21 protein-coding genes are annotated in these 23,567 nt (G+C 58.7%); 8 read left to right on the top strand and 13 right to left on the bottom strand.

Annotated features, from left to right (window positions below):
• Window positions 1-47: 47 nt before the first annotated feature.
• The 6 genes from AN476_RS10165 to AN476_RS10190 form a co-directional block, all read right to left on the bottom strand.
• Window positions 48-1,211 (bottom strand): M20 aminoacylase family protein, encoded by a 1,164-nt coding sequence (locus AN476_RS10165; RefSeq protein ID WP_054461360.1) that lies wholly within the window; start codon window positions 1,209-1,211, stop codon window positions 48-50.
• Between the two features lie 78 nt (window positions 1,212-1,289).
• Window positions 1,290-2,459, bottom strand: coding sequence for a M20 aminoacylase family protein (locus AN476_RS10170; protein WP_054461363.1), 1,170 nt, complete (start codon window positions 2,457-2,459; stop codon window positions 1,290-1,292).
• A gap of 22 nt (window positions 2,460-2,481) precedes the next feature.
• On the bottom strand, window positions 2,482-3,648 hold the full coding sequence (locus tag AN476_RS10175) for a M20 aminoacylase family protein (protein ID WP_054461466.1): 1,167 nt from the start codon (window positions 3,646-3,648) through the stop codon (window positions 2,482-2,484).
• 53 nt (window positions 3,649-3,701) lie between these two features.
• A complete protein-coding gene (locus AN476_RS10180) occupies window positions 3,702-4,172 on the bottom strand; it encodes a MarR family winged helix-turn-helix transcriptional regulator (protein ID WP_054461364.1) in 471 nt (156 codons plus the stop codon).
• Between the two features lie 44 nt (window positions 4,173-4,216).
• Window positions 4,217-5,389, bottom strand: a complete 1,173-nt coding sequence (gene argE, locus AN476_RS10185; protein ID WP_054461366.1) for an acetylornithine deacetylase — start codon at window positions 5,387-5,389, stop codon at window positions 4,217-4,219.
• A 4-nt stretch (window positions 5,390-5,393) separates the two neighbouring features.
• Window positions 5,394-7,214 (bottom strand): ABC transporter ATP-binding protein, encoded by a 1,821-nt coding sequence (locus AN476_RS10190; protein ID WP_054461368.1) that lies wholly within the window; start codon window positions 7,212-7,214, stop codon window positions 5,394-5,396.
• 341 nt (window positions 7,215-7,555) lie between these two features.
• Between AN476_RS10190 and AN476_RS10195 the strand changes: the two genes are divergently transcribed.
• From AN476_RS10195 to AN476_RS10210, 4 genes are all read left to right on the top strand, one after another.
• Window positions 7,556-9,256: a peptide ABC transporter substrate-binding protein gene (locus tag AN476_RS10195; protein WP_054461370.1), complete on the top strand. Its 1,701-nt coding sequence runs from the start codon at window positions 7,556-7,558 to the stop codon at window positions 9,254-9,256.
• A 160-nt stretch (window positions 9,257-9,416) separates the two neighbouring features.
• Entirely contained in the window at window positions 9,417-10,424 is a 1,008-nt protein-coding gene (locus tag AN476_RS10200; RefSeq protein ID WP_054461372.1) for an ABC transporter permease, read from the top strand.
• On the top strand, window positions 10,417-11,328 hold the full coding sequence (locus AN476_RS10205; protein ID WP_054461374.1) for an ABC transporter permease: 912 nt from the start codon (window positions 10,417-10,419) through the stop codon (window positions 11,326-11,328). The genes AN476_RS10200 and AN476_RS10205 overlap by 8 nt, the downstream gene beginning before the upstream one ends.
• A gap of 266 nt (window positions 11,329-11,594) precedes the next feature.
• Complete coding sequence (locus AN476_RS10210; protein ID WP_054461376.1) at window positions 11,595-12,680, top strand: YeeE/YedE family protein; 1,086 nt, start codon at window positions 11,595-11,597, stop codon at window positions 12,678-12,680.
• Here the strand turns inward: AN476_RS10210 and AN476_RS10215 are convergent.
• The 6 genes from AN476_RS10215 to AN476_RS10235 all read right to left on the bottom strand — a co-directional run bounded on the left by AN476_RS10215 (window position 12,616) and on the right by AN476_RS10235 (window position 19,082).
• Window positions 12,616-13,896 carry a DUF3422 family protein gene (locus AN476_RS10215; protein WP_054461378.1) on the bottom strand — a complete coding sequence of 427 codons (1,281 nt, stop codon included), beginning with the start codon at window positions 13,894-13,896 and terminating at the stop codon, window positions 12,616-12,618. The two genes, AN476_RS10210 and AN476_RS10215, sit on opposite strands and share 65 nt — an antisense overlap.
• A gap of 260 nt (window positions 13,897-14,156) precedes the next feature.
• Complete coding sequence (locus tag AN476_RS10220; protein WP_054461380.1) at window positions 14,157-15,590, bottom strand: NAD(P)(+) transhydrogenase (Re/Si-specific) subunit beta; 1,434 nt, start codon at window positions 15,588-15,590, stop codon at window positions 14,157-14,159.
• 13 nt (window positions 15,591-15,603) lie between these two features.
• The gene (locus tag AN476_RS10225; RefSeq protein WP_054461382.1) at window positions 15,604-17,175 is read right to left on the bottom strand and encodes a Re/Si-specific NAD(P)(+) transhydrogenase subunit alpha; all 1,572 of its coding nucleotides are present in this window, start codon (window positions 17,173-17,175) and stop codon (window positions 15,604-15,606) included.
• A 64-nt stretch (window positions 17,176-17,239) separates the two neighbouring features.
• The gene (locus tag AN476_RS22865) at window positions 17,240-17,392 is read right to left on the bottom strand and encodes a hypothetical protein (protein WP_157063727.1); all 153 of its coding nucleotides are present in this window, start codon (window positions 17,390-17,392) and stop codon (window positions 17,240-17,242) included.
• A gap of 35 nt (window positions 17,393-17,427) precedes the next feature.
• A complete protein-coding gene (locus AN476_RS10230; protein ID WP_054461384.1) occupies window positions 17,428-17,877 on the bottom strand; it encodes an isoprenylcysteine carboxylmethyltransferase family protein in 450 nt (149 codons plus the stop codon).
• Window positions 17,878-18,095: 218 nt separating this feature from the next.
• Complete coding sequence (locus AN476_RS10235; RefSeq protein WP_054461387.1) at window positions 18,096-19,082, bottom strand: MBL fold metallo-hydrolase; 987 nt, start codon at window positions 19,080-19,082, stop codon at window positions 18,096-18,098.
• A gap of 151 nt (window positions 19,083-19,233) precedes the next feature.
• On the opposite strand from AN476_RS10235, the gene AN476_RS10240 reads away from it, so the two are divergent.
• The 4 genes from AN476_RS10240 (at window position 19,234) to kynA (ending at window position 22,805) form a co-directional block, all read left to right on the top strand.
• On the top strand, window positions 19,234-19,986 hold the full coding sequence (locus AN476_RS10240) for an SDR family NAD(P)-dependent oxidoreductase (RefSeq protein ID WP_054461389.1): 753 nt from the start codon (window positions 19,234-19,236) through the stop codon (window positions 19,984-19,986).
• A gap of 13 nt (window positions 19,987-19,999) precedes the next feature.
• Window positions 20,000-20,365 carry an MmcQ/YjbR family DNA-binding protein gene (locus AN476_RS10245; RefSeq protein ID WP_054461391.1) on the top strand — a complete coding sequence of 122 codons (366 nt, stop codon included), beginning with the start codon at window positions 20,000-20,002 and terminating at the stop codon, window positions 20,363-20,365.
• Window positions 20,366-20,591: 226 nt separating this feature from the next.
• A complete protein-coding gene (kynU, locus tag AN476_RS10250) occupies window positions 20,592-21,785 on the top strand; it encodes a kynureninase (RefSeq protein ID WP_054461393.1) in 1,194 nt (397 codons plus the stop codon).
• Between the two features lie 150 nt (window positions 21,786-21,935).
• Window positions 21,936-22,805 carry a tryptophan 2,3-dioxygenase gene (kynA, locus tag AN476_RS10255; RefSeq protein ID WP_054461395.1) on the top strand — a complete coding sequence of 290 codons (870 nt, stop codon included), beginning with the start codon at window positions 21,936-21,938 and terminating at the stop codon, window positions 22,803-22,805.
• Window positions 22,806-22,922: 117 nt separating this feature from the next.
• Here the strand turns inward: kynA and AN476_RS10260 are convergent, their stop codons facing one another.
• The gene (locus tag AN476_RS10260; protein WP_253279875.1) at window positions 22,923-23,528 is read right to left on the bottom strand and encodes a TetR/AcrR family transcriptional regulator; all 606 of its coding nucleotides are present in this window, start codon (window positions 23,526-23,528) and stop codon (window positions 22,923-22,925) included.
• Window positions 23,529-23,567 lie beyond the last annotated feature (39 nt).

The raw sequence follows: 23,567 nt of genomic DNA on the forward strand, positions 1-23,567 counted from the left end.
CCGGCAATAGCCGGGCTTTTTCAATGTGGGAATGACGCATCGGCCCGTTAGGCGGCGGGCATACGCTGCTCAACAATGCCAGCCCACCAGCTGCATCCCGCAGGAATGGCCTCGTCGTTGAAATTGTACTCAGGGTGATGCACATCGGCGCTATCGCCATTGCCCACCAGAATATAGGCCCCGGGGCGCTCTTCGAGCAAATAGGCAAAATCCTCGCCCCCCATGACCAAAGGTGCTTCGTCGCACTTGCCCGAAATATCGCTGGCAACTTTGGCGGCGAATTCGGTCTGCTCGTCGTGGTTCACCATGACCGGATAGCCCCGGTTATAGGTCACATCCGCCGCACCGCCATAGGTCGCGGCCACACCGGCGCAGATCTCTTTGATCCGGGTCTCGGCCAGGTCGCGCATCTCTTTGGACATGGTGCGCACGGTGCCTTTGATTTGCACCCGCTGCGGGATCACATTGAAGGCCTTGGAGGAGGTCTCAAACGATGTCACCGAGACCACGACGCGATCAATCGGGTCCGCATTGCGCGAGGCAATGGTCTGCAGCGCCAACACCGCCTGGGCGGTCATCACAGTGGTGTCGATGGTTTCATGTGGTTTGGCCGCGTGACCACCACGGCCTTCGAAGGTGATGTCAAAGGTATCGGTTGCCGCAAAGAAAGCGCCAGAGCGGATCGCAAAGCTGCCAATAGGTTGGCCCGGCCAGTTGTGCATGCCGTAGACTTCCTGGATGTTCCAACGCTCCATCATGCCATCGTCGCACATTTCCTTGCCGCCGCCGCCGCCTTCTTCGGCAGGCTGGAAGATCACCACAACGGTGCCGTCAAAGTTGCGGGTCTCAGACAGGTATTTGGCCGCCCCCAGCAGCATGGCGGTATGGCCATCATGGCCGCAGGCATGCATGGCATTTGCGGTCTTGGAGGCATAGTCCAACCCGGTCTGTTCGTGGATCGGCAAGGCATCCATATCGGCACGCAGGCCAATCACCTTCCCTGCAGTGTCTCTCTTGCCCTTGATCACGCCGACAACACCCGTTCGGCCAATGCCGGTGACGATCTCGTCGCAGCCAAAAGCCTTTAGCTTTTCGGCCACCAAGGCCGAGGTGCGGTGGGTTTCAAACAAGATTTCAGGGTTTTCGTGAATATCACGACGCCATTCGGTGATCTCTTTTTGCAATTCGGCAAAGCGGTTCTTGACCGGCATGGAAACTCTCCTTGGTATAGATGTCCCGGTGATTTCCCCGGGTTGTATTGAATGATAATCTGTGGAGCCCGATCTGGATCAGGCCACGGGCATCCGCTGTTCGATCATTTCAGCAAACCAGCTGATCCCGGTTGGGATTGCCTCGTCGTTGAAGTCATATTCGGGATGGTGCAGCCCTGCCGAAGGCCCATTGCCCAATTGGATCATGGCTCCGGGGCGCTCTTGCAGCATGAAAGAGAAATCCTCTCCGCCCATGGAGACATCTGCCATCTCACAGGCCCCCGCACCAGAGACGGTCTCGGCGGCCAGCTGCGCAAAATCCGCCGCCGTATCGTCATTGATCGTGACCGGGACACCCAGATGGAAGGACAGATCTACCGAACCGCCAAAAGTTTGGGCAATTCCTTCGGCAATGGCCTTGATCCGCTCTGGGATCAGGGCACGCGCCTCAGGCGAATGGGTCCGCACAGTGCCACGCACTTCAGCCCGATCCGGAATGACGTTGAAAGCCTTGGAGGAGGTCTCTGCCGAGGTCACCGACAGAACCGCCTGCTGAACTGGGTCGACATTGCGGGAGATCACGCTTTGCAGGGCACAGATGATATGGGACATCATCACCGTGGTATCGACGGTTTCCTGCGGTTTGGCCGCATGGCCGCCACGGCCCTGCAAGATCAGGGTGAACTCATCCACCGAGGCCAGAATCGGACCGGGGCGCACGGCAAACTTGCCCAGTTCCAGCCCCGGGTAATTGTGAATGGCATAGACCTCATCAATGCCAAAACGTTCCATCAGCCCGTCCTTGCACATTGCCTCGGCGCCATTGCCGCCCTCCTCGGCGGGCTGAAAGATCACCACCGCGGTGCCATCAAAGTTCCGCGTCTCCGACAGGTATTTGGCGGCGCCCAGCAGCATGGCCGTATGGCCGTCATGGCCACAGGCATGCATCGCCCCATCGGTTTTGGAGGCATGCGGCAGCCCGGTCTGTTCCTGCATCGGAAGCGCGTCCATATCGGCGCGCAGGCCAATGGCGCGCCCCTGCGTATCACTGCGACCCCGAATGATCCCAACCACACCGGTGCGGCCCAGGCCCGTCACCACTTCATCGCAGCCAAAGCTCGTCAGTTTTTCTGCTACCAGCGCCGAGGTGCGGTGGGTCTCGTAGAGGATTTCGGGGTTTTCGTGGATATCGCGGCGCCAGCCGGCCACTTCTTCGTGCAGATCAGCAATTCGGTTTTTGACTGGCATCGCGCATGTCCTTTTGTCAGAATTATTTTGCGGGCATTCGTCGTTCGACGAGTTCGGAAAACCAGCTGCATCCCAGCGGAATCGCTTCATCATCAAAGACATAAGACGGGTGATGACACATAGGCGTGTCACCGTTCCCTAGGAAAATATAGGCGCCTGGGCGCTCTTCCAGCATGTAAGAGAAATCTTCAGATGGCATGATTGGCGGGGTGTCCTCATCCACCCGAGCGCCCACTGCACGGGCGGCATCAACCGCATAGGCAGTTTCGGTCTCGGTATTGATAGTCACCGGATACCCGGGGGTCCAGATCACCTCGGCAGTGGCGCCAAAGGCCTCCGCCGTGCTGGTGACAACGCGCCGCACCCAGTCTTCAGCCTGGGCGCGGTACTCTGTGTCCAGCGTCCGAACAGTGCCTTCCAGTTTGGCGGTATGAGCAATCACATTGGAGGCGGTACTGTCGGTTTCAAAGGTGCCAACTGTCAGCACCACCCGCTTGAGCGGATCCACATTGCGCGACACGATCGAATGCAGTGAGACCACAATCTGCGAGGCCACCAGGGTGGTATCGATCGCATCATGCGGGGCCGCAGCATGGCCGCCCTTGCCGGTTACCTTGATCTCGAACTCATCCGAGGAGGCCAAAAGGGCACCTGGGCGAATGCCAAATTCACCCACAGGCATGCCCGGCGTATTGTGCAGCCCGTAGACTTCCTGAATACCCCAGCGCTCCATCAGGCCATCATCGCACATGGCCTTGCCACCAGCCCCGCCCTCTTCGGCGGGTTGGAAGATCAGCACGGCCTTGCCATCAAAGTTCCGGGTCTCTGCCAGGTATTTTGCTGCCCCCAGCAGCATAGCCGTATGGCCATCATGGCCGCAGGCATGCATCACACCGGGCGTTTTCGAGGCATAGTCCACCCCAGACGCCTCATGAATGGGCAGCGCATCCATATCGGCACGCAGGCCAATGACCCGCCCCGAGGTATTGGTCTTGCCCTCGATCACCGCAACAACGCCGGTCTTAGCAATGCCGGGGGTCACATCCGTGACGCCAAAGCCCTTCAGCTGTTCCTGTACAAAGGCTGCGGTCTGATGCACCTCATACATGAGTTCAGGATTCTCATGCAGATGATGCCGCCAGGCGGTGATCTCTTTCTGCAGCTCAGCAAAACGATTTTTGATAGGCAAAGGCACAACTCCTCTCAAGTGAGATAATTGTTACGAGAATTAAAAAGCCTTGTCTACGCCTCTTGCTGATCGGGGCCCTGGGCCGCGAGAAAGGTGACAAGGTTTTCTTGCAAGATTGATATGTCAGCCGAGCCCAACCCGCCTGTGACCTCTGCACGCAAAGTGGCCAGGCGCTTTTTGGAGGCAAGTGTATAGGTCAGCCCTGACTGCGTCAGCGTCAGCCGAACGGTGCGCCGGTCCCCGTCGCAGCGCTCGCGCAGGACCAGGCCCCGATCCTCCAGCTTGTCCACATAGCGCCCCAAGGTGGCGTCATTGATCGCCAGAATCCCACCATAGACGCTTTGCACCAGCCCCGGCTTGCGATGGATCATGCCCAAAACGCTCATGTGTCCGGCGGAGAGCCCTGCGTCCTTGCCGATGGTCTCGACATGCTGCGCGATCATCCGGCCAGCGATCTGCAGCAATACAGCAAAATCGATGTCCTCGTAGATCCCTTTGGGAAGCTCACTCTCAAACTTTGACATGGTCACCTTTCACTAAACGGCAGAGCGGAACAATCGACCTCCGGTTACGTAAAATCCTCCAACCGCGCAACGAGCTGTTTCATAAAGTCATGACCTGCGGAGAATTGCGCCACCGTGATGAACTCATTGGGCTGATGAGCCTGAGCAATATCGCCGGGCCCGCAGATCACAGCGGAATAGCCTGCTGCCTGAAACTGACCGGCCTCAGTGCCATAGCTGACCACATGGGTTGCGTTGTCTCCGGTGAGGCTGCGCACCAGCGCTTCGGACTGCCCCTCTTCTTCGGGCACCAGGGCCGGCACGTCAAAGGCCTTGCGGATCTCGATACGCGCCTCGGGGTGGATGGCCTGCATCTCCGCTTCGACCCTTTGCACTTCAGCGCGATAGGCCGCCTCCCAATCCGAGGCCTGCTCACCAGGAACCACCCGAAAATCCATCATGAATTCGCAGTCCTTTGCGGTGATGTTATGGGCGGTCCCGCCCGAGATCATTCCAACATGGCAGGTGGTAAAGGGTGGGTTGAACAGGGATTGCATCGCCCCCGGCTTGCGACCCATGTTTTCGGCATTACGATGGTTGGCCCAGTCGATCAGCCGGGCCCCCTGCATAATGGCACTGACGCCAGTATGCATAAGCGAGCTGTGCACCTCAAAGCCAACCACATGCGTCCGGTAGCCGATACCGCCCTTATGGCCGGTCACCGTCTGCATCATCGAAGGTTCCCCCACAATCACCGCTGATCCTTTGGGCAGATGCTTTTGCATCTCTTCGATCATGGGAGGCGCCCCGGTGCAGCCGATCTCTTCGTCAAAACTAAGCGCCAATTGCAGCGGTCGTTGCACGCCCCTGTGATGAGCATCCACCAGGGCCCAGATCGCCAGGGCGTCAAAGCCCTTCATGTCGCAGGTGCCACGGCCAAAATACTTACCGTCGCGTTCAACCACCGTAAACGGGTCGCTGTCCCAGGGTTGGCCATCCACCGGCACCACATCTGTGTGACCCGACAGGACCACCGCGCCCTCTATCTCAGGGCCGACATGGGCGAACACAGCCGCCTTATGCGGCTGGTCCGGATCCACCCAGCGGTGCGAAGCTATGCCCTGTTCCGACAGGTAGTCCTGCACCCAGTCGACCAGAGGCAAATTGCTGTCCCGGCTTACAGTCGGGAATGCCACCAGCTGCGTCATGATTTCGAGCGGCGAAAGCACCTTCGCCATGCGATCAGTATCCACTGTCGGTGGTCAGCACAAAATGACCCGGCTCCACCTCTAGATACTTTGAGGGCTCGGGCTGATAGTCCAAGCCATGAATAGGCGATGGAATCGGTTTGAAGTTCAGATCTTTTTCGCTCTTGCGGCGACGTGGATCAGCGATCGGCACTGCTTTCATCAAGGCCTGGGTATAGGCATGCTGCGGGTTTTCAAAGACGCGGGCACGCGGGCCCAATTCCACGATTCGCCCCAGATACATCACCCCCACCTGGTGACTGACTCGCTCGACCACGGCCATATCATGGCTGATGAAGAGAAAAGACAATCCAAGGTCTGCCTGTAATTCCATCATCAAGTTCAAAACTTGAGCTTGTACCGAAACGTCCAGTGCCGACACCGCCTCGTCAGCGACGATCAATTTAGGGTTCAGCGCCAAGGCACGGGCAATTGCGATTCTTTGACGCTGCCCACCAGACATTTCATGCGGATAACGCCGCATAAAGCTGCGCGGCAGTTGCACTCGATCAAACAGATTCGCCACGCGGTCCTGCAGCTCAGAGCCTGACGCCAACCCATAGTTGCGCAGCGGCTCAGCAACCTGGTCCAAGAGTTGCATCTGCGGGTTCAGCGAGGCAAAAGGATCCTGAAAAATCATCTGCATATCCAGGCGCGCCTTGTGCAACTCGCTCTGGTTCAAGCCGATGACGTCACGTCCCTCGAACTCGACCTTGCCTGAAAGAGGCTCAACCAAACGCAGAATCGAGCGACCTGCCGTTGATTTCCCGCATCCCGATTCGCCCACTAGCGACAATGTCTGCCCCTTAAAAACCTTGAAGGACACGTCCTCGACCGCATGCACATTGGCCACGGTGCGGCGCAGCAAGCCGCCTTTGACCGGGAAACGGGTGGTCAGGTTTTCAACGTTTAGCAGCACTTCTTCGGTGCCGATAATCGGTTCGATCTTCTGGTCCTCAACACCCATCAGTTTCATCGGCTCTGGGTAGGCTTTGCCCTGCATCTCGCCCAGCTTTGGCACAGCCGCAAGCAGCGCTTTGGTATAGTCATGCTGAGGATTTTCAAAGATTTCTTCTACCGTGCCTTCTTCGACTTTATTGCCCCGGAACATCACCACAACCCGGTCCGCCATCTGGGCCACAACCGCCATGTCATGGGTGATGAACATCACCGCAGTGCCGGTTTCACGCTTTAGCCGGTCCATCAGGGCCAGGATTTCCGCCTGAATGGTCACATCCAGCGCGGTTGTGGGCTCATCCGCGATCAACAGGCGCGGTTCGCAGGCCATGGCCATGGCGATCACCACCCGCTGGCGCATGCCGCCAGAGAGTTCATGGGGATATTGCGCCATACGGCGCTCGGGTTCGGGAATACGCACCTCACGCAGCAATTCAACCGCACGTTCTTCGGCTTGCGCCTTGTTCATATCCTTATGGACCCGCAGGCCTTCGGTCAGCTGACGGCCAACGGTGAACACCGGGTTCAGAGCCGTCATAGGCTCCTGAAAGATCATGCCGATTTCATTGCCACGAATGTCTTTCATCACCTCGCCAGGGGCTTTGGAAAGATCCATCTCGCCGCCGTCGCGCCGGTCAAACATCAGTTCGCCAGCAGCAATCTCGCCGCCGCCAAACTCCACCAGGCGCATAAGAGAAAGGGAAGAAACAGATTTGCCAGAGCCGGATTCACCGACGACACAGACGGTCTCACCAGGGTGGACATCAAAAGAGACATTTTCGACGCCGACGACCGGCCCATCTTTGGTTTGAAACTCTACACGCAAGTTACTGATGGATGCGATAGCATTGTCCAGCATGGCGGCTCCCCTTAGTTCTTCTTTTTGGCCTCGCACAGCATGCAAGCGCCGCTTTTGCAGCGGATAGCACAATTCGCCTCAACAATACTCATGCAAATATTGCATAGGCAAATCCAAAATTCGGATTTGCATTTTTTTGGAAACTGGTTTTCGATACGGCCAGTATCTGCACATGGGGGCCGGTCGTATAGCGACCAAAGATGTTGAAAAATTTCGATCTTTCAATTTGTTCCACGCCAACTTAGGCAGAACGACATCGTACCCGCAGCTTTGCGGCAACAAGCCGGAGTATAAATCTTCGGCACAAAAAGACACGTAATGTGTTCGACAAGGAGAGTGTAATGAAACTCAAAACCCTCTTGATGGGTGCCATCGCCACGGCCGCCATCGCTCCGGCAGCTTTTGCCGAGCGCGGCTCGGATGGCCAGGTCAGTATCATCTATTGGCAAGCGCCTTCGATCCTGAACCCCTTCCTGTCCGGCGGCACCAAGGACGTTGAATCCGCGTCGCTGGTGATCGAACCTCTGGCCCGCTACAACGAAGTTGGTGAAATGGTGCCTTTCCTGGCAGCCGAAATTCCAACAGTTGAAAACGGCGGCGTCAGCGAAGACCTGACCTCCATCACCTGGAAAATCGCCTCTGGCCTCAAATGGTCCGATGGCTCAGCCTTCACCTCGGCTGATGTGAAATTCACCGCAGATTACTGCATGGACCCTGAAGGCGGCTGCGCGCAGGTCACCAAATTTGAAGGCGTGACCTCGGTCGAAGCGCTTGACGACCTGACTGTCAAAGTCACCTTCGACAAGCCAACCCCTTTCCCCTACGGTCCCTTTGTTGGCGGCGAGAGCCCCATCATCCAGGCGGCTCAGTTTGCGGATTGCATGGGCGCCAAGGCTCCTGAGTGCACCGAGGCCAACTTTGGTCCCATCGGCACCGGCCCATTTGTTGTGGATGAGTTCAAGCCCAACGACGTGATCACCATGTCGGCGAACCCCAACTACCGTGACCCGGCTAAGCCTGCCTTTGCCAAGGTCCTGTTCAAAGGGGGCGGCGACGCAACGGCTGCTGGCCGTGCGGTTATGGAAACCGGCGAGTTCGATTACGCCTGGAACCTGCAGTTGGCTCCTGAAGTTGTGGCCCAGATGGAATCCGCTGGCAAAGGTACGCCTGTCGCAGGTTTCGGCCCACTGGTTGAGCGGATCATGCTGAACAACACCAACCCTGACCCGGCGCTTGGCCCAGATGAGCGTTCGGTGATCCGTCCTCACCCATTCTTGGGCGACCCTGCGGTTTACAAAGCGATGTCGCTGGCGATTGACCGTCCTCTGCTGGTCGAAATCGGCTATGGCAAAGCAGGTAAAGTCACCTGTAACTGGATCCCAGCGCCTGCCGCTGTGAACTCCGACACCTTCACCTGCGACAAGCAGGACATCGCAGCCGCAAACGCGATGCTGGACGAAGCGGGCTACAAAGACACCAATGGTGACGGCGTCCGTGAAACTCCATCGGGTGTTCCGATGAAGATCCTGTACCAGACCTCGACCAATGCCGTGCGTCAGGATTTTCAGGCTCTGATCAAACAGTGGTGGAGCGAAATTGGTATCGAAACCGAGCTGCGTAACCTCAGCGGTTCCGTGTTCTTTGGTGGCGACCCCGGCTCGCCTGACACCTTCCAGAAGTTCTATGCCGACGTTGAAATGTATGCCAATACCTTCAACGGCACCGACCCTCAGTCCTACCTGGCCAACGGCCTGTGCGACAAGGCGCCTACGCCTGCGTCCCAGTGGCAGGGTGAGAACATCTCTCGCTTCTGTAACGAAGAGTTCGACAAGCTGCACGCTGAGCTGACAACAACAGCCGGTGCCGCAGCCCGTGCCGAAATCTCCAAGCGTCTCAATGACATCATCGTTGAAAACGGCGGCATGATCCCACTGGTTCACCGTGGTCGTCTGTCGGCGCATGCCAACTCTTTGGGTGGCGTTGTGCTGAACGTCTGGGACAGCGAGCTGTGGAACGCAGCTGACTGGCACCGCATCAAGTAAGCGGCTTTAGCCCAAACGAGGCCCCGGTGTTTCACCGGGGCCTCTTGCCATCAGTGCCCCATTCCGTTCTATCGCGGGTACATTGGCCACGCGACGCAGCCTCTGAGGTGCGATCGCCTGTCCAGCTCAACAATAACAAATTGCAAAAGGCGCACGCTCCATGCTGACCTTTACAATCAGGCGACTGGTCCTGTCGGTTCCGACACTGCTGTTTATCAGTCTCGTGATTTTCCTGCTGCTCGAACTCGCCCCTGGCGACCCGATGGCACAGGTTCCCCTCACAGTTCCCCCTGAAGTCAAAGAAAAAATGCGCGAGGCCCTGGGCCTTGGCCAACCCGCCCCCATTCGGTTCTGGAAATGGCTGGTGCAGTTCTTCTGGATTGAACCCCAGGTTCTGATCGACCACTATTTTGGCACCACCTTCTCGCAGGGTGACCTGCGGGTGATCTCCTGGCAGACCCGTTCGCCAGTGATGGATATCGTCATCCAGCGGATGCCCCAGACCCTGTGGGTTGTTGGCACCGCCTACGTGGTTGCCATCTTTATCGCCCTGCCAATTGGTATCTATTCGGCCTATCGCCAGTACAGCTGGTTCGACCAGCTTGGCACCTTTGTGTCGATGGTTGGCTTTTCCGTGCCACCGTTCTTTTCCGGTGTTTTGGTCATCGTGATCTTTTCGGTGCAGCTTGGCTGGTTCCCCTCGATCTATGACACCACCCATGTGGTCGATAGCTGGGACAGTTTTGTTTACCAGATGAAGCAGATGATCATGCCGGTCATGGTTCTGGCCTTGCAGATCACCGCACAGCTCAGCCGTTTCATGCGCGCCTCGATGCTGGATAACCTCAATCAGGACTATGTGCGTACCGCACGGGCCAAGGGCCTCAGCGAGTATGTTGTGGTCATGGTGCATGTGCTGCGCAACTCGATGATTCCTGTGGTCACCGTGATTGCCCTGGGCATCCCGTCGATCTTTGGCGGCGCCATCATCACTGAACAGGTGTTCAAGGTGAATGGCATCGGCCAGTTGCTGATTGGCGCCATCCAGGCCAATGACCTGCCCATGGTGCAGACGCTGACCTTTATCTTTGCCATCCTCATCGTGCTGTTCAATCTGATCGCCGATGTTCTCTACGGCATCCTAGACCCGAGGATCCGCTATGACTGAGCTTAGCAATCCCATCCCCAGCAAGCCACCGCGCAGCCAGTGGCTGGACGTCTGGGACCAGTTCAAATCGCACCGCGGAGCCCTGATGGGCGGGATTCTCTTCCTGCTGATTGTTGCCTCCGTTTACCTTGGGCCATTGTTCTGGGACATCGAAGCAACCCATATCGACATCCGCTCGCGTAATCAGGGGCCTAGCTGGGCGCATCCCTTTGGCACCGATCAGCTGGGGCGCGATATGATGGCCCGGATGATGGCAGGCGGCTCCACCTCGGTCTCGGTGGGTCTTACTGCGATGGCGCTGGCGCTGTTCCTGGGTTCCTTCATCGGCGTGGTCGCCGGGTTCTTCAAACGGCTGGACGGGCCGTTGATGCGCCTGACCGACCTGTTCCTGGCGCTGCCCCTGCTGCCGCTGCTCCTGGTGATGATGTTGTTGTTCCGCGAACCGCTGAACGCGGCCTTCGGACCGGAACAGGGCATCTTTATCCTGATCGTTTGCGCCATTGGGGTGACCTCCTGGATGCCCACTGCCCGGATCGTGCGCGGCGATGTTCTGGCGATCAAGGAACGTGAGTTTGTTCTGGCGGCCCGCTCCATCGGGACCTCGAACAAGGGGCTGATCACCCGGCATATCCTGCCCAACGTGCTGTCACCCATCATGGTCTCGGCCACCCTTGGTATTGCCACGGCGATCATCACCGAAAGCTCGCTGTCCTTCCTTGGCCTCGGCTTCCCACCGGATTTCCCAACCTGGGGACGGTTGCTGTTTGATGCCACCGACTATCTGCAGCAGCATCCAGAGCGGGTATTCTGGCCCGGCATGGCGATCTCCTTGACCGTGCTGAGCGTGAACTACCTTGGTGATGGTCTGCGGGATGCCCTGGATCCACGGATTCGCGGCCGCTAAGGCAATGCCCCGTCTCAGCCCCGGTCGCTGAGACATATTCAAATAAGAACATAACATTCGGCCGTCCCCTGGGGCGGCCGTTTTTGTTTCACAGCTCCTGTGAAAATTGCGAACAGGATCCCACCAGGACCGTATCAAGCGGGAAGCCGTTCCACCCCAAACCAATCCAAACACGTCACCGCCCCTTGCCTGACAATGGATTTGCTCTCATTTCGGGAAATAATTCCACTTCGCAATTCCACGTCACAGTGAAACGGGTACAGGCAATGTTTGAGACACTCGGCTTTGAAGAGACCAGCCCACGACTGGCCTCGCTCTATTTTTCCCTCGCACTGGGCCTGGGCTTTGGCGTGCTGGCTCAGCTCACCCGGTTTTGTTTTCGTCGCGCTGTGATCGGTGAAGACCGACGTCAAGCCGCGGGCATTTGGGCACTGGCGCTTGTGGTGTCGGTTCTGGGCACTCAGGCTGCCGTGATCCAGGGCTGGATCAGCTTTGATGCCCACCGCCTGCTGGTCTCGGATCTGCCGCTGCTGGCCATTGCGCTAGGTGGCGTGATGTTTGGCATTGGTATGGTGCTGACCCGGGGCTGCATTTCCCGCCTCACCGTGCTCAGCGGCACCGGAAATCTGCGCGCCCTGCTCTGCCTGGTGGTTTTTGCCATCACCGCCCATGCCACGCTCAAAGGCGTGTTGGCACCCCTGCGCAGCGCATTGGGCAGCTACACTGTCCAGCTGGGGGACTATGCAACACTGGCCGCCCTGCCCGGCGGTGCGCCCCTGTGGAGCGCCCTCATCGCCCTGCCCGCCCTTTGGGTGGCGCTGCGCTCAAAGAACGCTGCATTGGCCCTGCTTGGCGGCGCCATGATCGGGGCGCTGGTGCCGCTGGCCTGGGTGACCACCGGATTTGTGCTCTTTGATGAATTCGACCCCATCGCCATGGAGAGCCTGTCCTTTACTGCGCCAATGTCCGAAGGGCTGTTCTATGCGATCGCCTCCAGCGCCGTCCCTGCGGGCTTTGGACCCGGATTGATTGGCGGTGTCCTGGTCGGCGCGCTGCTCACCGCCCTGCTGCGGGGGCAATTCCACTGGCAGAGTTTTGAAAACCCAGGCCAGACCGGCCGCTACATTCTGGGCGCCAGCCTGATGGGCTTTGGTGGGGTTCTTGCGGGTGGCTGCACCCTCGGCGCCGGTCTAGCGGGGGTCTCCACCCTGGGGGTGGCGGCACCTCTGGCGCTGGGTGCAATTGCCCTGGGTGGAATCCTGGCGCACCGGGTGCTGAGAGACAGGCCTAATGCAGCTTCTTTTTCACCCGCTGGATCGCCAGCCACACCAGCGCCACAACCGGCAGAGTGATCAGGGCCGTCATCATCCCCTTGCTTTGGCCCAAGGCCTGCGCGAGGGGATAGAGCAGGTAAGAGGCCAGCGAGACGGCGTAGTAGCTGATCGCCACCACCGAGAGCCCCTCAACGGTGTGCTGCAGCCGCAGCGCCTGATCCGCGCGCCGGTCCATACTGGCCAAAAGCGCCTGATTCTGCGCGCTGCGCTCCACATCAACCCGGGTTCTGAGCAGCTCGCCTCCCCGACGCGCCCGATCCGCCAGAGTGCCGATACGTTTCTCGGTGGATTTCACCGTGCGCATGGCGGGCTCATAGCGGCGCAGCATGAACTCCGCAAAGGTTTGAAACCCACCATGGCGGGCCTCGCGCAGCAGGCTGATGCGTTGATTGACCAGTGCCTCATAGGCGCCTGTGGCGCCAAAGCGAAAGGCCGAGCGCGCCGCCATAGCCTCCAACTCAGCCGAGACGGTGAGAAGCTGCGTCAGGGTCTGTTCCGCCGGAATGGTGTCTGAGGTCATTTCGGCCATCATCTTGCTCAGATGCGTGTCCAATGTGCCAATGTCGCGGCTGAGATCCCGCGCCCGCGAAAATCCCAGCATCGACATGGCACGATAGGTTTCGATCTCGCAAAGTCGCTGGACCAATCGGCCGATGCGTTGCGAGCCGGTAGCGGCATTGGCAAAGAGGGCAAAGCGCATATGTCCCGCTGGATCAATGCGGAAATCCCCCGCCACCACAGCGCTGTCATCCAACACATCGGCCACGGCCAGGCTTTCCGGGACAAACCAATCCTTGAGTGCAGCCTTGATCCGCTTTGGCTCCGGGCGCGGCAGAATACGGATCATCAAAGAGGTCACCCGCTGCCCCGGCGCGGCTTCCAGCCACTCGGCTGGGAAGATGTCAAAATCCGACGGGTCAAAGGCCCGTTTTGCGACTCCATCCCCATAGAGCGTATAGCTGACAAATTCGGTGTGTTGTTCCCATTTCAGGGTGTAGCGCCCCAGTTGCGCCGAATGATGGGTGGCACCGGGTTGCGGATGCGCTGCGCCGTGGCGGTCCAGCAGCGCCACAAGATGCGCCAGGTCCAGGCTGCGGTCGCGGTGCACTGCTTCCCTGGGCTGTTTCACCGCCAGATAGATCACCGTGCTAGGGCTTTGCATGGCGGGAAAGGGCCGGGCATGCAGTTCATTGGCAAGAGAGTAGCGCAGGGGATGATCTGGGATGGGGGGCATGACGTCGGGTCTCCAATAGTGACGCCACCATAGGACCCATGTTTCAATCTGTACAGAATTCTTTTATTTCAACATGTTACAGGGATACAATGGTATACAAATCCACGCCAGCCAGCTCGAGCATGCTGGGATTGGGGCTCTGCCCCAGGCCTGCGGCCTCCCCCGGGATATTTGAGGCCAAATGAAGATCGGGGGTTTTTCGGCCAAGACCATAGAAAAGGCGCCCCCGAAGGAGCGCCCTATTTAGGTTTTTAAACCGCTTACTGGATCATGGTCAGAAGCTGATCCAGGCTGGCCTTGGCATCGCCGTAGAACATGCGGGTGTTCTCTTTAAAGAACAGCGGGTTCTCGATGCCGGAATAGCCGGTGCCCTGGCCACGTTTGGAGACAAAGACCTGTTTGGCCTTCCAGCATTCCAGAACCGGCATGCCAGCGATCGGGCTGTTTGGGTCTTCCTGAGCCGCCGGGTTGACGATGTCATTGGAGCCAATGACGATGGCCACATCGGTTTCCGGGAAGTCCTCGTTGATCTCATCCATTTCCATGACGATGTCATAGGGCACTTTGGCTTCGGCCAGCAAAACATTCATGTGGCCTGGCAGACGACCTGCGACGGGGTGGATGGCAAAGCGCACCTCCTTCCCCTTGGCGCGCAGACGGCGGGTCAGTTCCGCCACATTCTGCTGAGCCTGGGCCACCGCCATGCCGTAACCGGGGATGATGATGACGCTGTCGGCTTCTTCCAGCGCGGTTGCAACGCCATCTGCGTCAATCGCCACCTGTTCGCCCTCGACCTCCATTGCGGGGCCGGTGCTGCCACCAAAGCCACCCAGAATGACGCTGACAAAGCTGCGGTTCATCGCCTTGCACATGATGTAGCTGAGGATGGCCCCGGAAGAGCCCACCAACGCGCCAACCACGATCAACAGATCATTGCCAAGACTAAAGCCAATCGCCGCTGCGGCCCAGCCGGAATAGCTGTTCAGCATCGAGACCACCACCGGCATATCAGCACCACCGATGCCCATGATCAGGTGGTAACCAATGAACAGCGCCGCCAGTGTCATCAGGAACAGCGGGAAGAAGCCGCCTGTGTTGAAGTACCAGATCAGTGCGATCAACGACAGGGCAGCGGCACCGGCGTTGAGCATATGGCCGCCAGGGAGTTTGGTTGCCGCCGAGGTCAGCTTGCCCGCCAATTTGCCATAAGCCACCACGGAGCCGGTAAAGGTCACCGCGCCGATGAAGATACCCAAGAAAAGTTCAACCCGCAGGATCGAGATCTCAACCGAGGATTTCTTGGCCAGCAGTTTTGCAAAGCCATCCAGAGCCTGCTTTTCCTCGGCACCCATGGCCATAACCCGGCCCAGTTCGATATGGGCGATGAGGCCCACAAAGACCGCTGCCAGCCCAACCAGCGAGTGCATTGCGGCCACCAGTTCCGGCATTTGGGTCATCTGCACCCGCGTTGCCAGCTGGTAGCCAATAGCGCCGCCACCGGCAATCAGCAGGATCGACAGCAGCCACAGGCCAGAGCCGGGGCCCACCAGGGTGGCAAACACCGCCAGCGCCATGCCGACAATACCATACCAGACCGCGCGTTTGGCGCTTTCCTGACCGGACAAGCCGCCCAGGGAGAGAATGAAGAGAACGGCGGCAACTACATAGGCCGCTGTGGTGAATCCATATTCCATCTCAGTGTCCCCCTTAAGATTTCTGGAACATGGCAAGCATGCGCCGGGTGACGAGGAAGCCACCAAAGATGTTGATACCGGCCATAAAGACCGACAAGGCTGCCAACAGGATCACCAGGAAGGACCCGGATCCGATCTGCATCAAGGCGCCCAGAATAATGATCGAGGAGATCGCATTGGTCACCGCCATCAGTGGGGTGTGCAGGGAATGTGCCACGCCCCAGATCACCTGGAAGCCGATAAAGACGGAGAGCACAAAGACGATGAAATGCTGCATGAAGGAGGCCGGAGCCACCAGGCCCACCAGCAGGAGCAAAGCGCCGCCAACAGCCAGCAAAGTCACCTGCTGCTTGGTCTGCGCCTTGAAGGCCGCCACCTCTTCAGCCCGTTTTTCTTCCGGCGTCAGTTCCGGCACCACCTCTTTGGGTTTGGCGGCAATCGCCTGCACCTTGGGAGGGGGCGGTGGGAAGGTGATTTCACCCTGATGGGTGACGGTGGCGCCACGGATGACATCGTCTTCCATGTCGTGATTGATCTGACCGTCCTTTTCTGGGGTCAGATCCGTCATCATGTGACGGATATTGGTGGCATAGAGCGTCGAAGACTGCGCAGCCATCCGCGAGGGGAAATCGGTATAGCCGATGATGGTCACACCATTTTCAGTGACGATCTTCTCGTCCATCACGGTGAGCTTGCAGTTGCCGCCCTTTTCCGCTGCTAGATCAACAATGACCGAGCCCGGCTTCATCGCCTGGACCATGTCCTCGGTCCAAAGTTCAGGGGCCTCGCGGTTGGGGATCAGCGCGGTGGTGATGACGATGTCTACCTCTGGCGCCAACTCGCGGAACTTGGCCAGCTGCGCTTCGCGGAACTCCGGCGAAGAGACCGAAGCATAGCCACCAGAGGAGGCGCCATCGGCCTGCTCTTCTTCAAAGTCGAGATAGACAAATTCGGCGCCCATCGACTCAACCTGTTCCGCCACTTCTGGCCGCACGTCAAAGGCCAGCGTGATGGCCCCTAGAGACGTCGAGGTCCCGATAGCGGCGAGACCTGCCACACCGGCGCCTACAACCAGCACCTTGGCTGGGGGCACCTTGCCCGCCGCCGTGATTTGCCCCGTAAAGAAGCGGCCAAAGTTGTTACCTGCTTCAATCACCGCGCGGTAGCCGGCGATATTGGCCATCGAGGACAGCGCGTCCATTTTCTGGGCCCGGCTGATCCGTGGCACCATTTCCATGGCCACCACATTGGCGCCTTTGGCTTTGGCCAGTTCCAGACCTTCCTCGTTGCCACCGGGGTTGAAGAAGGAGATCAGTGTTTTCGCCTTGTTCAACCGCTTAAGCTCAGCCTCGTTTGGCTGGCGCACCTTGGCGATGATGTCGCTTGCCTTCCACAGGGCCGCAGCGGTCTTGATCACCTCGACACCGGCCTCCTCGTAGGTGGCATCGCTGAAACCGGCCAATAGGCCCGCCCCGCTTTCAATGGCGCAGTCATAGCCGAGTTTCTGCAGCTGGCGCGCAGATTCCGGCGTCATGGCAACGCGTGCTTCTCCAGTGATCACCTCTTTGGGTGTTCCAATTTTCACCTTGTCGGTCCCCCTCGTCTTATCCGCGCCGGCATCGGCCGGGTACGTATTGCAAATATTTTAGCTACATTGCGCAATATTTTTGCGCAAGCATTTCGCTGCGTCGCCGCATGAGACTGCCGCGCTGCCGCATTTCTGCATCACTGAACGAAAAGATGTCGCATTTTGCAACAAATTCCCGAAGATCCTGCCGCATATGCCGCAGGGGTTCAGCCATACAGACACTCTAAATACACCTTTCCAACCCAAGGATCAGAGCCAACGGCGCACTTTGCCCTCGTAGCGCGCCCAATCGGCGCGAAAACTACGACGCATCCGGTTTTCTTCCCCAATGATGAAGCGCTTTTCCAAGATCCAGGTCAGAATTGGAATCAGCGGCAAACTGAGAATCGCATCAAAATACAGGATCAACCCAGCCAGGATCATCACATCACCGAGGTAGATCGGATTGCGACTGCGGGTGAAAATGCCGGACTGCACCAGATGGCTTGGCGTTTCATGCGGCATGATCGTGGTTTTCTGGCGGCGCATCTCGGTGACAGCCAGTGCCATCAGCACCACGCCACCGCCCACCAAGAGCCCGCCCAGCAGATCCGCCCAGACCGGCCCGAAGTCTAGCCCCAGCGACATAAACCGGGCTTGGCACCAGGCAAGAGCGACAAATCCCGCCAACCAGACCGGCGGAAGGTCTATCCATTTCATCTCATGTCTCTTTCATCAAAGCCGCAAACCACAATGTAACTGGCGGTTTGCGGCACAGTCCCCGCTTCTTGAGGGAAGGTCCATAGGCTCAGCAAATACCGTCTAGATAAAAGAACAGCGTGCTAATTTTTTAAGCCCTATCACAACTTCGTTCCCGCTGCTCCATCAGCTTTGACCCTGACCTGTAAAACAGAACAGACGGAATGGGCCATATTGACCTATTCCCACTCCATCTCTTCAAACACTCGGCCCGCGTTCTTTGTTGCCAACTCCTCGAATGTGTCCAGCCCGCGCCATTGCTCCTGATCCACATAATAGGCCTCTGCCAGATCGCCTCCCTCGTCGATATGAGCGCCGATCTTGCCGCGCAGATCGGTCAGATAGTCCAGGGTGTAACGGCGCACCTGGGCAAAATTGGTTGGATGACCATGGCCGGGAATCACATAGGTCGGCGCCATCGGCTCCAGCTTGTCCTGCCAGGTCTCGATCCAGCAGCTGGTGCAGGTATGCGGGAAGATTGGCAGCATGCGCTCATGAAAGGCGATATCGCCGGCAATCATGATCTGCCACTGCGGAATCCAGACCTGGACATCGCCGGGATCATGGGCCGGACCCAGGTGCAGAACTTGGATCTCCACGCCGCCCAGGTTCAGGTCATAGCGGTCGTCAAAGCTGATATTGGCATGCTCCATCCGGCTGTCGCCTGCGCGGTCCTTATTGTAGGATTGCATCCGCTGCAGGATAAAATCACCGTTTTTCTGCGTTTCGGCAATAGCATCTGCATGGCCCAGAATATCTACGCCCTGATCGCGCCAATAGCCATTGCCCAGCACTGCATGGCCCTGGCCATTTTCATTGATCACCAAAACAACAGGCTGATCTGTCACCGCTTTTATCTCGCTGTGCAGGGCCGCTGCCAGAGCATCCGAGGCGCCGGAGTTGATCACCACGACGCCCTCTTGCGTGACGATAAAGGACAGGTTGTTGTTATGACCTGCGTTTTCATAGGTCGGTGGCGCGGTGGCTCCGATGGCCGAAAAGACATGCGGGATCACCTCTACCGGCTTTGAATACAGCTCGGACTGGGGATATTGATCGGCAATCTCTTCGCTTGCGGTGGCTGCCAGGGGCAACCCCACACCAAGCGCTGTCAGCCCTGCGGCACAGATCGGCGCCAAGAGCCCGGTCAACGCGGTTTTGGTCATGTCATCCTCCCATATGGTCTGCACAAATCATTCACACTTGCGAATATGATTGTAAATAGGGTTTTCTCCCGCCCCCGGGCTCTGTGACGGAACGGCGCGCTTGCGCCGCCCCGCCGCACCGATACCCTGTCGCAAACAGGAGGAGACACAGATGGATTTGAACGGGAAACACGCATTGGTCACCGGCGGCGGCACCGGAATTGGCCTGGCGATTGCACGGGCTCTGGCCGAACAGGGTGCACAGGTCACCATCACCGGGCGCCGCCTCGAGGTGCTGGAAGAGGTGGCAACCGAAGGCCTGCATCCTATGGCCATGGATGTCCGCGACGAAGCCGACATCATTGCCAAGGTTGCCGCTGCGGTCGAGGCTCGCGGCCCAATCCAGATCTGCGTGGCCAATGCTGGCGTGGCCGAGGGCAAGGCGTTGCATAAGACATCGCTTGAATTCTGGCGGAACATGATGTCGACCAATCTGGATGGCGCCTTTCTCACCATCCGCGAGAGCCTGAAATCCATGGTGCAGACAGATTGGGGCCGCATCATCACCGTGGCCTCCATCGCCGGGCTGCGCGGCCTCAAGGGCGGCGCCTGCTACAGCGCCAGCAAACATGGCATGATCGGCCTGACCCGGGCGCTGAGCGAAGACTTCATGGGCTCCGCCATCACCGTAAATGCCCTGTGCCCCGGCTATGTGGATACGCCCATTGTGGATCGCAACATCACCTCGATCGCCCAGCGCGCAGGCATCAGCGAGGAAGAGGCGCTCAAGGTCATGGTCAATGCCAACCGCCACCAGCGCCTGATCGAGCCCGAAGAGGTCTCAGCGGCGGCCCTGTGGCTGGTCGGCCCCGGCTCCCAGTCGATCAATGGCCAGACCATCGAGATCGCAGGCGGTCAGACCTGAGGAGGTAGACAAGATGAACAGAGCGGAATTCAACCAGTTCTGCGCGACATTCCCGGCTGCGGACCATGTGGTGCAATGGGGCAATTCCGACGTCTGGAAAGCAGGCGGCAAGCTCTTTGCCGTCTGCGGCTGGGCTGATGGCGCGGATGCCTTTACCTTCAAAGCGGGCGAAATCGCCTATGAGGTGCTGCAAGAGCGCCCCGGTGTGCGCCCTGCCCCCTATCTTGCCTCGCGCGGCATGAAATGGTTGCAGCAGTTTGCCGAGGATGGCCTGACGGATGCGGAGCTGCGTGATTGTATCCGCCAGTCCTATCAGTTGGTGACGGCAGGCCTGTCCAAAAAGAAGCGCAGAGAACTGGGTATCCCGGAGCCAGAGTAATTCTCAAACCTCCTAGCAAAGAAAAGGGCCGCGCCCCGGCCTGGGTGGGTGCAAAGCGCCTTCACGAGGCACAGACCAGGCGCGGCGCGGCCTATAAGGTCGTGCGTAAACGCAGCCTGCTCCAATCGATCATCCGGCAAAAACCGAGGCTGGACAGCCTCTCTCCGATCGGATACGAAACAAGAAAGCTTTAAGCATGAAATAAATTACAGACCTGCGAGGCCCCATGACCGATTTTGCTGCCACCAAGGCGATGTTCGACCTGCCCGAAGGCATGATCTATCTCGATGGCAATTCCCTGGGGCCCTTGCCCAAGGCCACCAAGGATCGTGTCTCGACCATGATCGAAGACGAATGGGGCCAGATGCTGATCACCGGCTGGAACAAGGCCGGCTGGATGCAGAAACCCACCGCAATTGGGGACCGTATTGGCCGCCTGATCGGGGCGGAGCCCGGCCATGTGGTGATGGGCGACACCCTGTCGATCAAGGTCTATCAGGCCGTCGCCTCAGCGCTGGAGCTGAACCCCAGCCGCAAGGTGGTGCTGTCGGACAACGGCAACTTCCCGTCTGACCTCTATATCGTGCAGGGCCTGCTGAAATCGCTGGGGCCGGAGTATGAGCTGCGGGTGGTAAACCCTGAGGATGTTGCAGACAATATCACCGAGGATCTGGCGGTGTTGATGCTGACCGAAGTGGACTATCGTTCGGGCCGCAAGCACGACATGAAGGCCCTGACCGAACTGGCCCATAAAAATGGCGTGGTCACGGTCTGGGATCTGGCGCATTCTGCTGGGGCGCTGCCGGTGGATCTGGCAGGTTGCAATGCGGATTTTGCCGTTGGCTGTTCCTATAAATACCTAAACTCCGGCCCCGGCGGCCCGGCCTTTATCTATGTGGCTCCGCGCCATGCGGAAACCGCCCGCCCGGCCCTGTCCGGCTGGCTGGGGCACGAGGCGCCTTTTGCCTTTGATCTCGACTACCGTCCCGGCACTGGCATTGAGCGCATGCGTGTCGGCACACCGCCGGTGATCCAGCTGGCCGCCCTGGAAGCCTCGATGGACATCTGGGATCAGGTGGACATGCAGGCGCTGCGCGCAAAATCCATCGCGCTCTGTGATCGCTTCATTGCCGGGGTCGAGGCCAAATGCCCCGAGCTGACCCTGGCCTCTCCGCGCGATGGTGCGGGGCGTGGCAGCCAGGTTTCCTTTGCCTTTGACGAGGGCTATGCCGCCATGCAGGCGCTGATTGCGCGCGGCGTGATCGGTGATTTCCGGGCGCCCAATATCATGCGCTTTGGCTTTACGCCGCTCTATATCGACGAGGGAGATGTCGATGGCGCGGTCGAGATCCTGGCCGAAATCATGGGCGATCGCCTCTGGGATCAGCCCGAATACAAAATCCGCTCGGCCGTGACCTGATGCACCTGGGTCGATCTCATAGCCTGCCCCTGTGCAGGCCCGCTGGCTGGGTGGCGCTCTGGCGTCGCCTGGCACAATGCGGCACGCTCAACCGGAGAACCCTCGCTTTTTCCTGAACCATGCTATTTTCAAGGAAAAGGAGGGCTCCCGATGAGCGACCCCACACCTAAGACACAGACCAAACCCCAGACCTGCCCCTTCAACCCGGCGGAAGATGGCGCCCAGATGGATTTTGACGGGCGCATGTCCTATGGCGACTACCTGTCGCTGGATATGCTGCTGAATGCGCAAAAGACCTGGAGCGACACCCACGATGAAATGCTTTTCATCATTCAGCACCAGACATCCGAGCTGTGGATGCGCCTTGCCATCCATGAATTGCAGGCGGCCCGCAGGCAGCTGATTGCCGGAGAGTTCCGACAGGCCTTCAAGATGTTGGCGCGGGTGGCGCGCATCTTTGAACAGCTCAACTCCGCCTGGGATGTGCTGCGTACCATGACCCCATCGGATTACACCCGGTTCCGCGATGCCCTGGGGCAGAGCTCGGGGTTTCAGTCGCATCAGTACCGGCTGATTGAGTTCATGCTGGGCAACCGCAACAAGGCCATGCTGCGCCCCCATGCCCACCGCCCGGATCTGGTGAAACTGCTGGAGGAGGAGCTGGCGCAGCCCTCGCTTTATGATGTGGCACTAAAGGCGCTGCACCAGAGCTTTGCCCTGCCCGCCGAGGTGCTGGAGCGTGACTCCAGCGCCCCTTATCAGCCCAGCGAAGCGGTCGAGGAAGCCTGGACCAAGGTCTATCAGTCCCCCGAAGAGCATTGGGAGCTATATGAGCTGGCCGAAAAGCTGGTGGATTTTGAGGATTACTTCCGCCGCTGGCGTTTCAACCATGTGACCACGGTCGAGCGCGTCATCGGCTTCAAACGCGGCACCGGCGGCACCGGCGGGGTAAATTACCTCAAACGGATGCTGGAGGTGGAACTCTTCCCGGAGCTCTGGCATCTGCGCACCACGCTGTAGCCAAACACAAAACTTCGTCGATGAATGCCATGTCCGGCCCTGAGGGGCCGGGCAGCGCCTGACCTCCCCCACGCGAAGGCGCACCACTCTTTATGACCGAAGGGAATGCCTCTGCTATCAGGGCTTCAAAGCCATAGCACAGAGCCGAGCATAGTCAGACACGCCTGTGGAATATTCAGCAAAACCCGTGGCATTATGCTTAATCCCCTTGAGGCAGGCACAAAACAGCCAGGCAACCTGCGTAGCGCTGCCACTTAGGCTGACTGCCCCCTTTGCCGCCTCCTGCGCCAGCCACTCCTGATAGAGCCCGCGCAAGACGCCTTCGCCCGCTTCGATCATGTCACCGGCTACATTCATCGTGGCCTCAAACAGTTCCATACCATGGGCCGAGGACATCATGTCTTCCATGCTGTCACCGCCATGGGCGGCAAAGGCCCGAGCGAGCTTGGCCTCCAGCGTCACCTCTTCCTTCAGGGCTGCGCGGATTTCAGCCTCGGCACCCTGATAGTAGAGCCCAACGAGGCCGCGAAAGATCGCTTCCTTGTTCTTGAAATGCAGATAGAGCGCCGGACGTGACATGCCCGCCCCCCGGGCTATGTCATCCATCGAGGTCTTGCGGAACCCATAGGCCGCAAAACCGGCCCAGGCAGCCTTGAGGATGCCCTCCACCTTGGGATCAGGAGCAATAGAAACAGAAGTCATCATAGGATCTTGCGCAGTCATGATGTGCTTCTGACAGTTTCGCTGAAAAATGTCAATTGA

Origin of the sequence: Phaeobacter sp. 11ANDIMAR09 (genome assembly GCF_001294455.1) — a bacterium.
Lineage (GTDB): Bacteria > Pseudomonadota > Alphaproteobacteria > Rhodobacterales > Rhodobacteraceae > Pseudophaeobacter.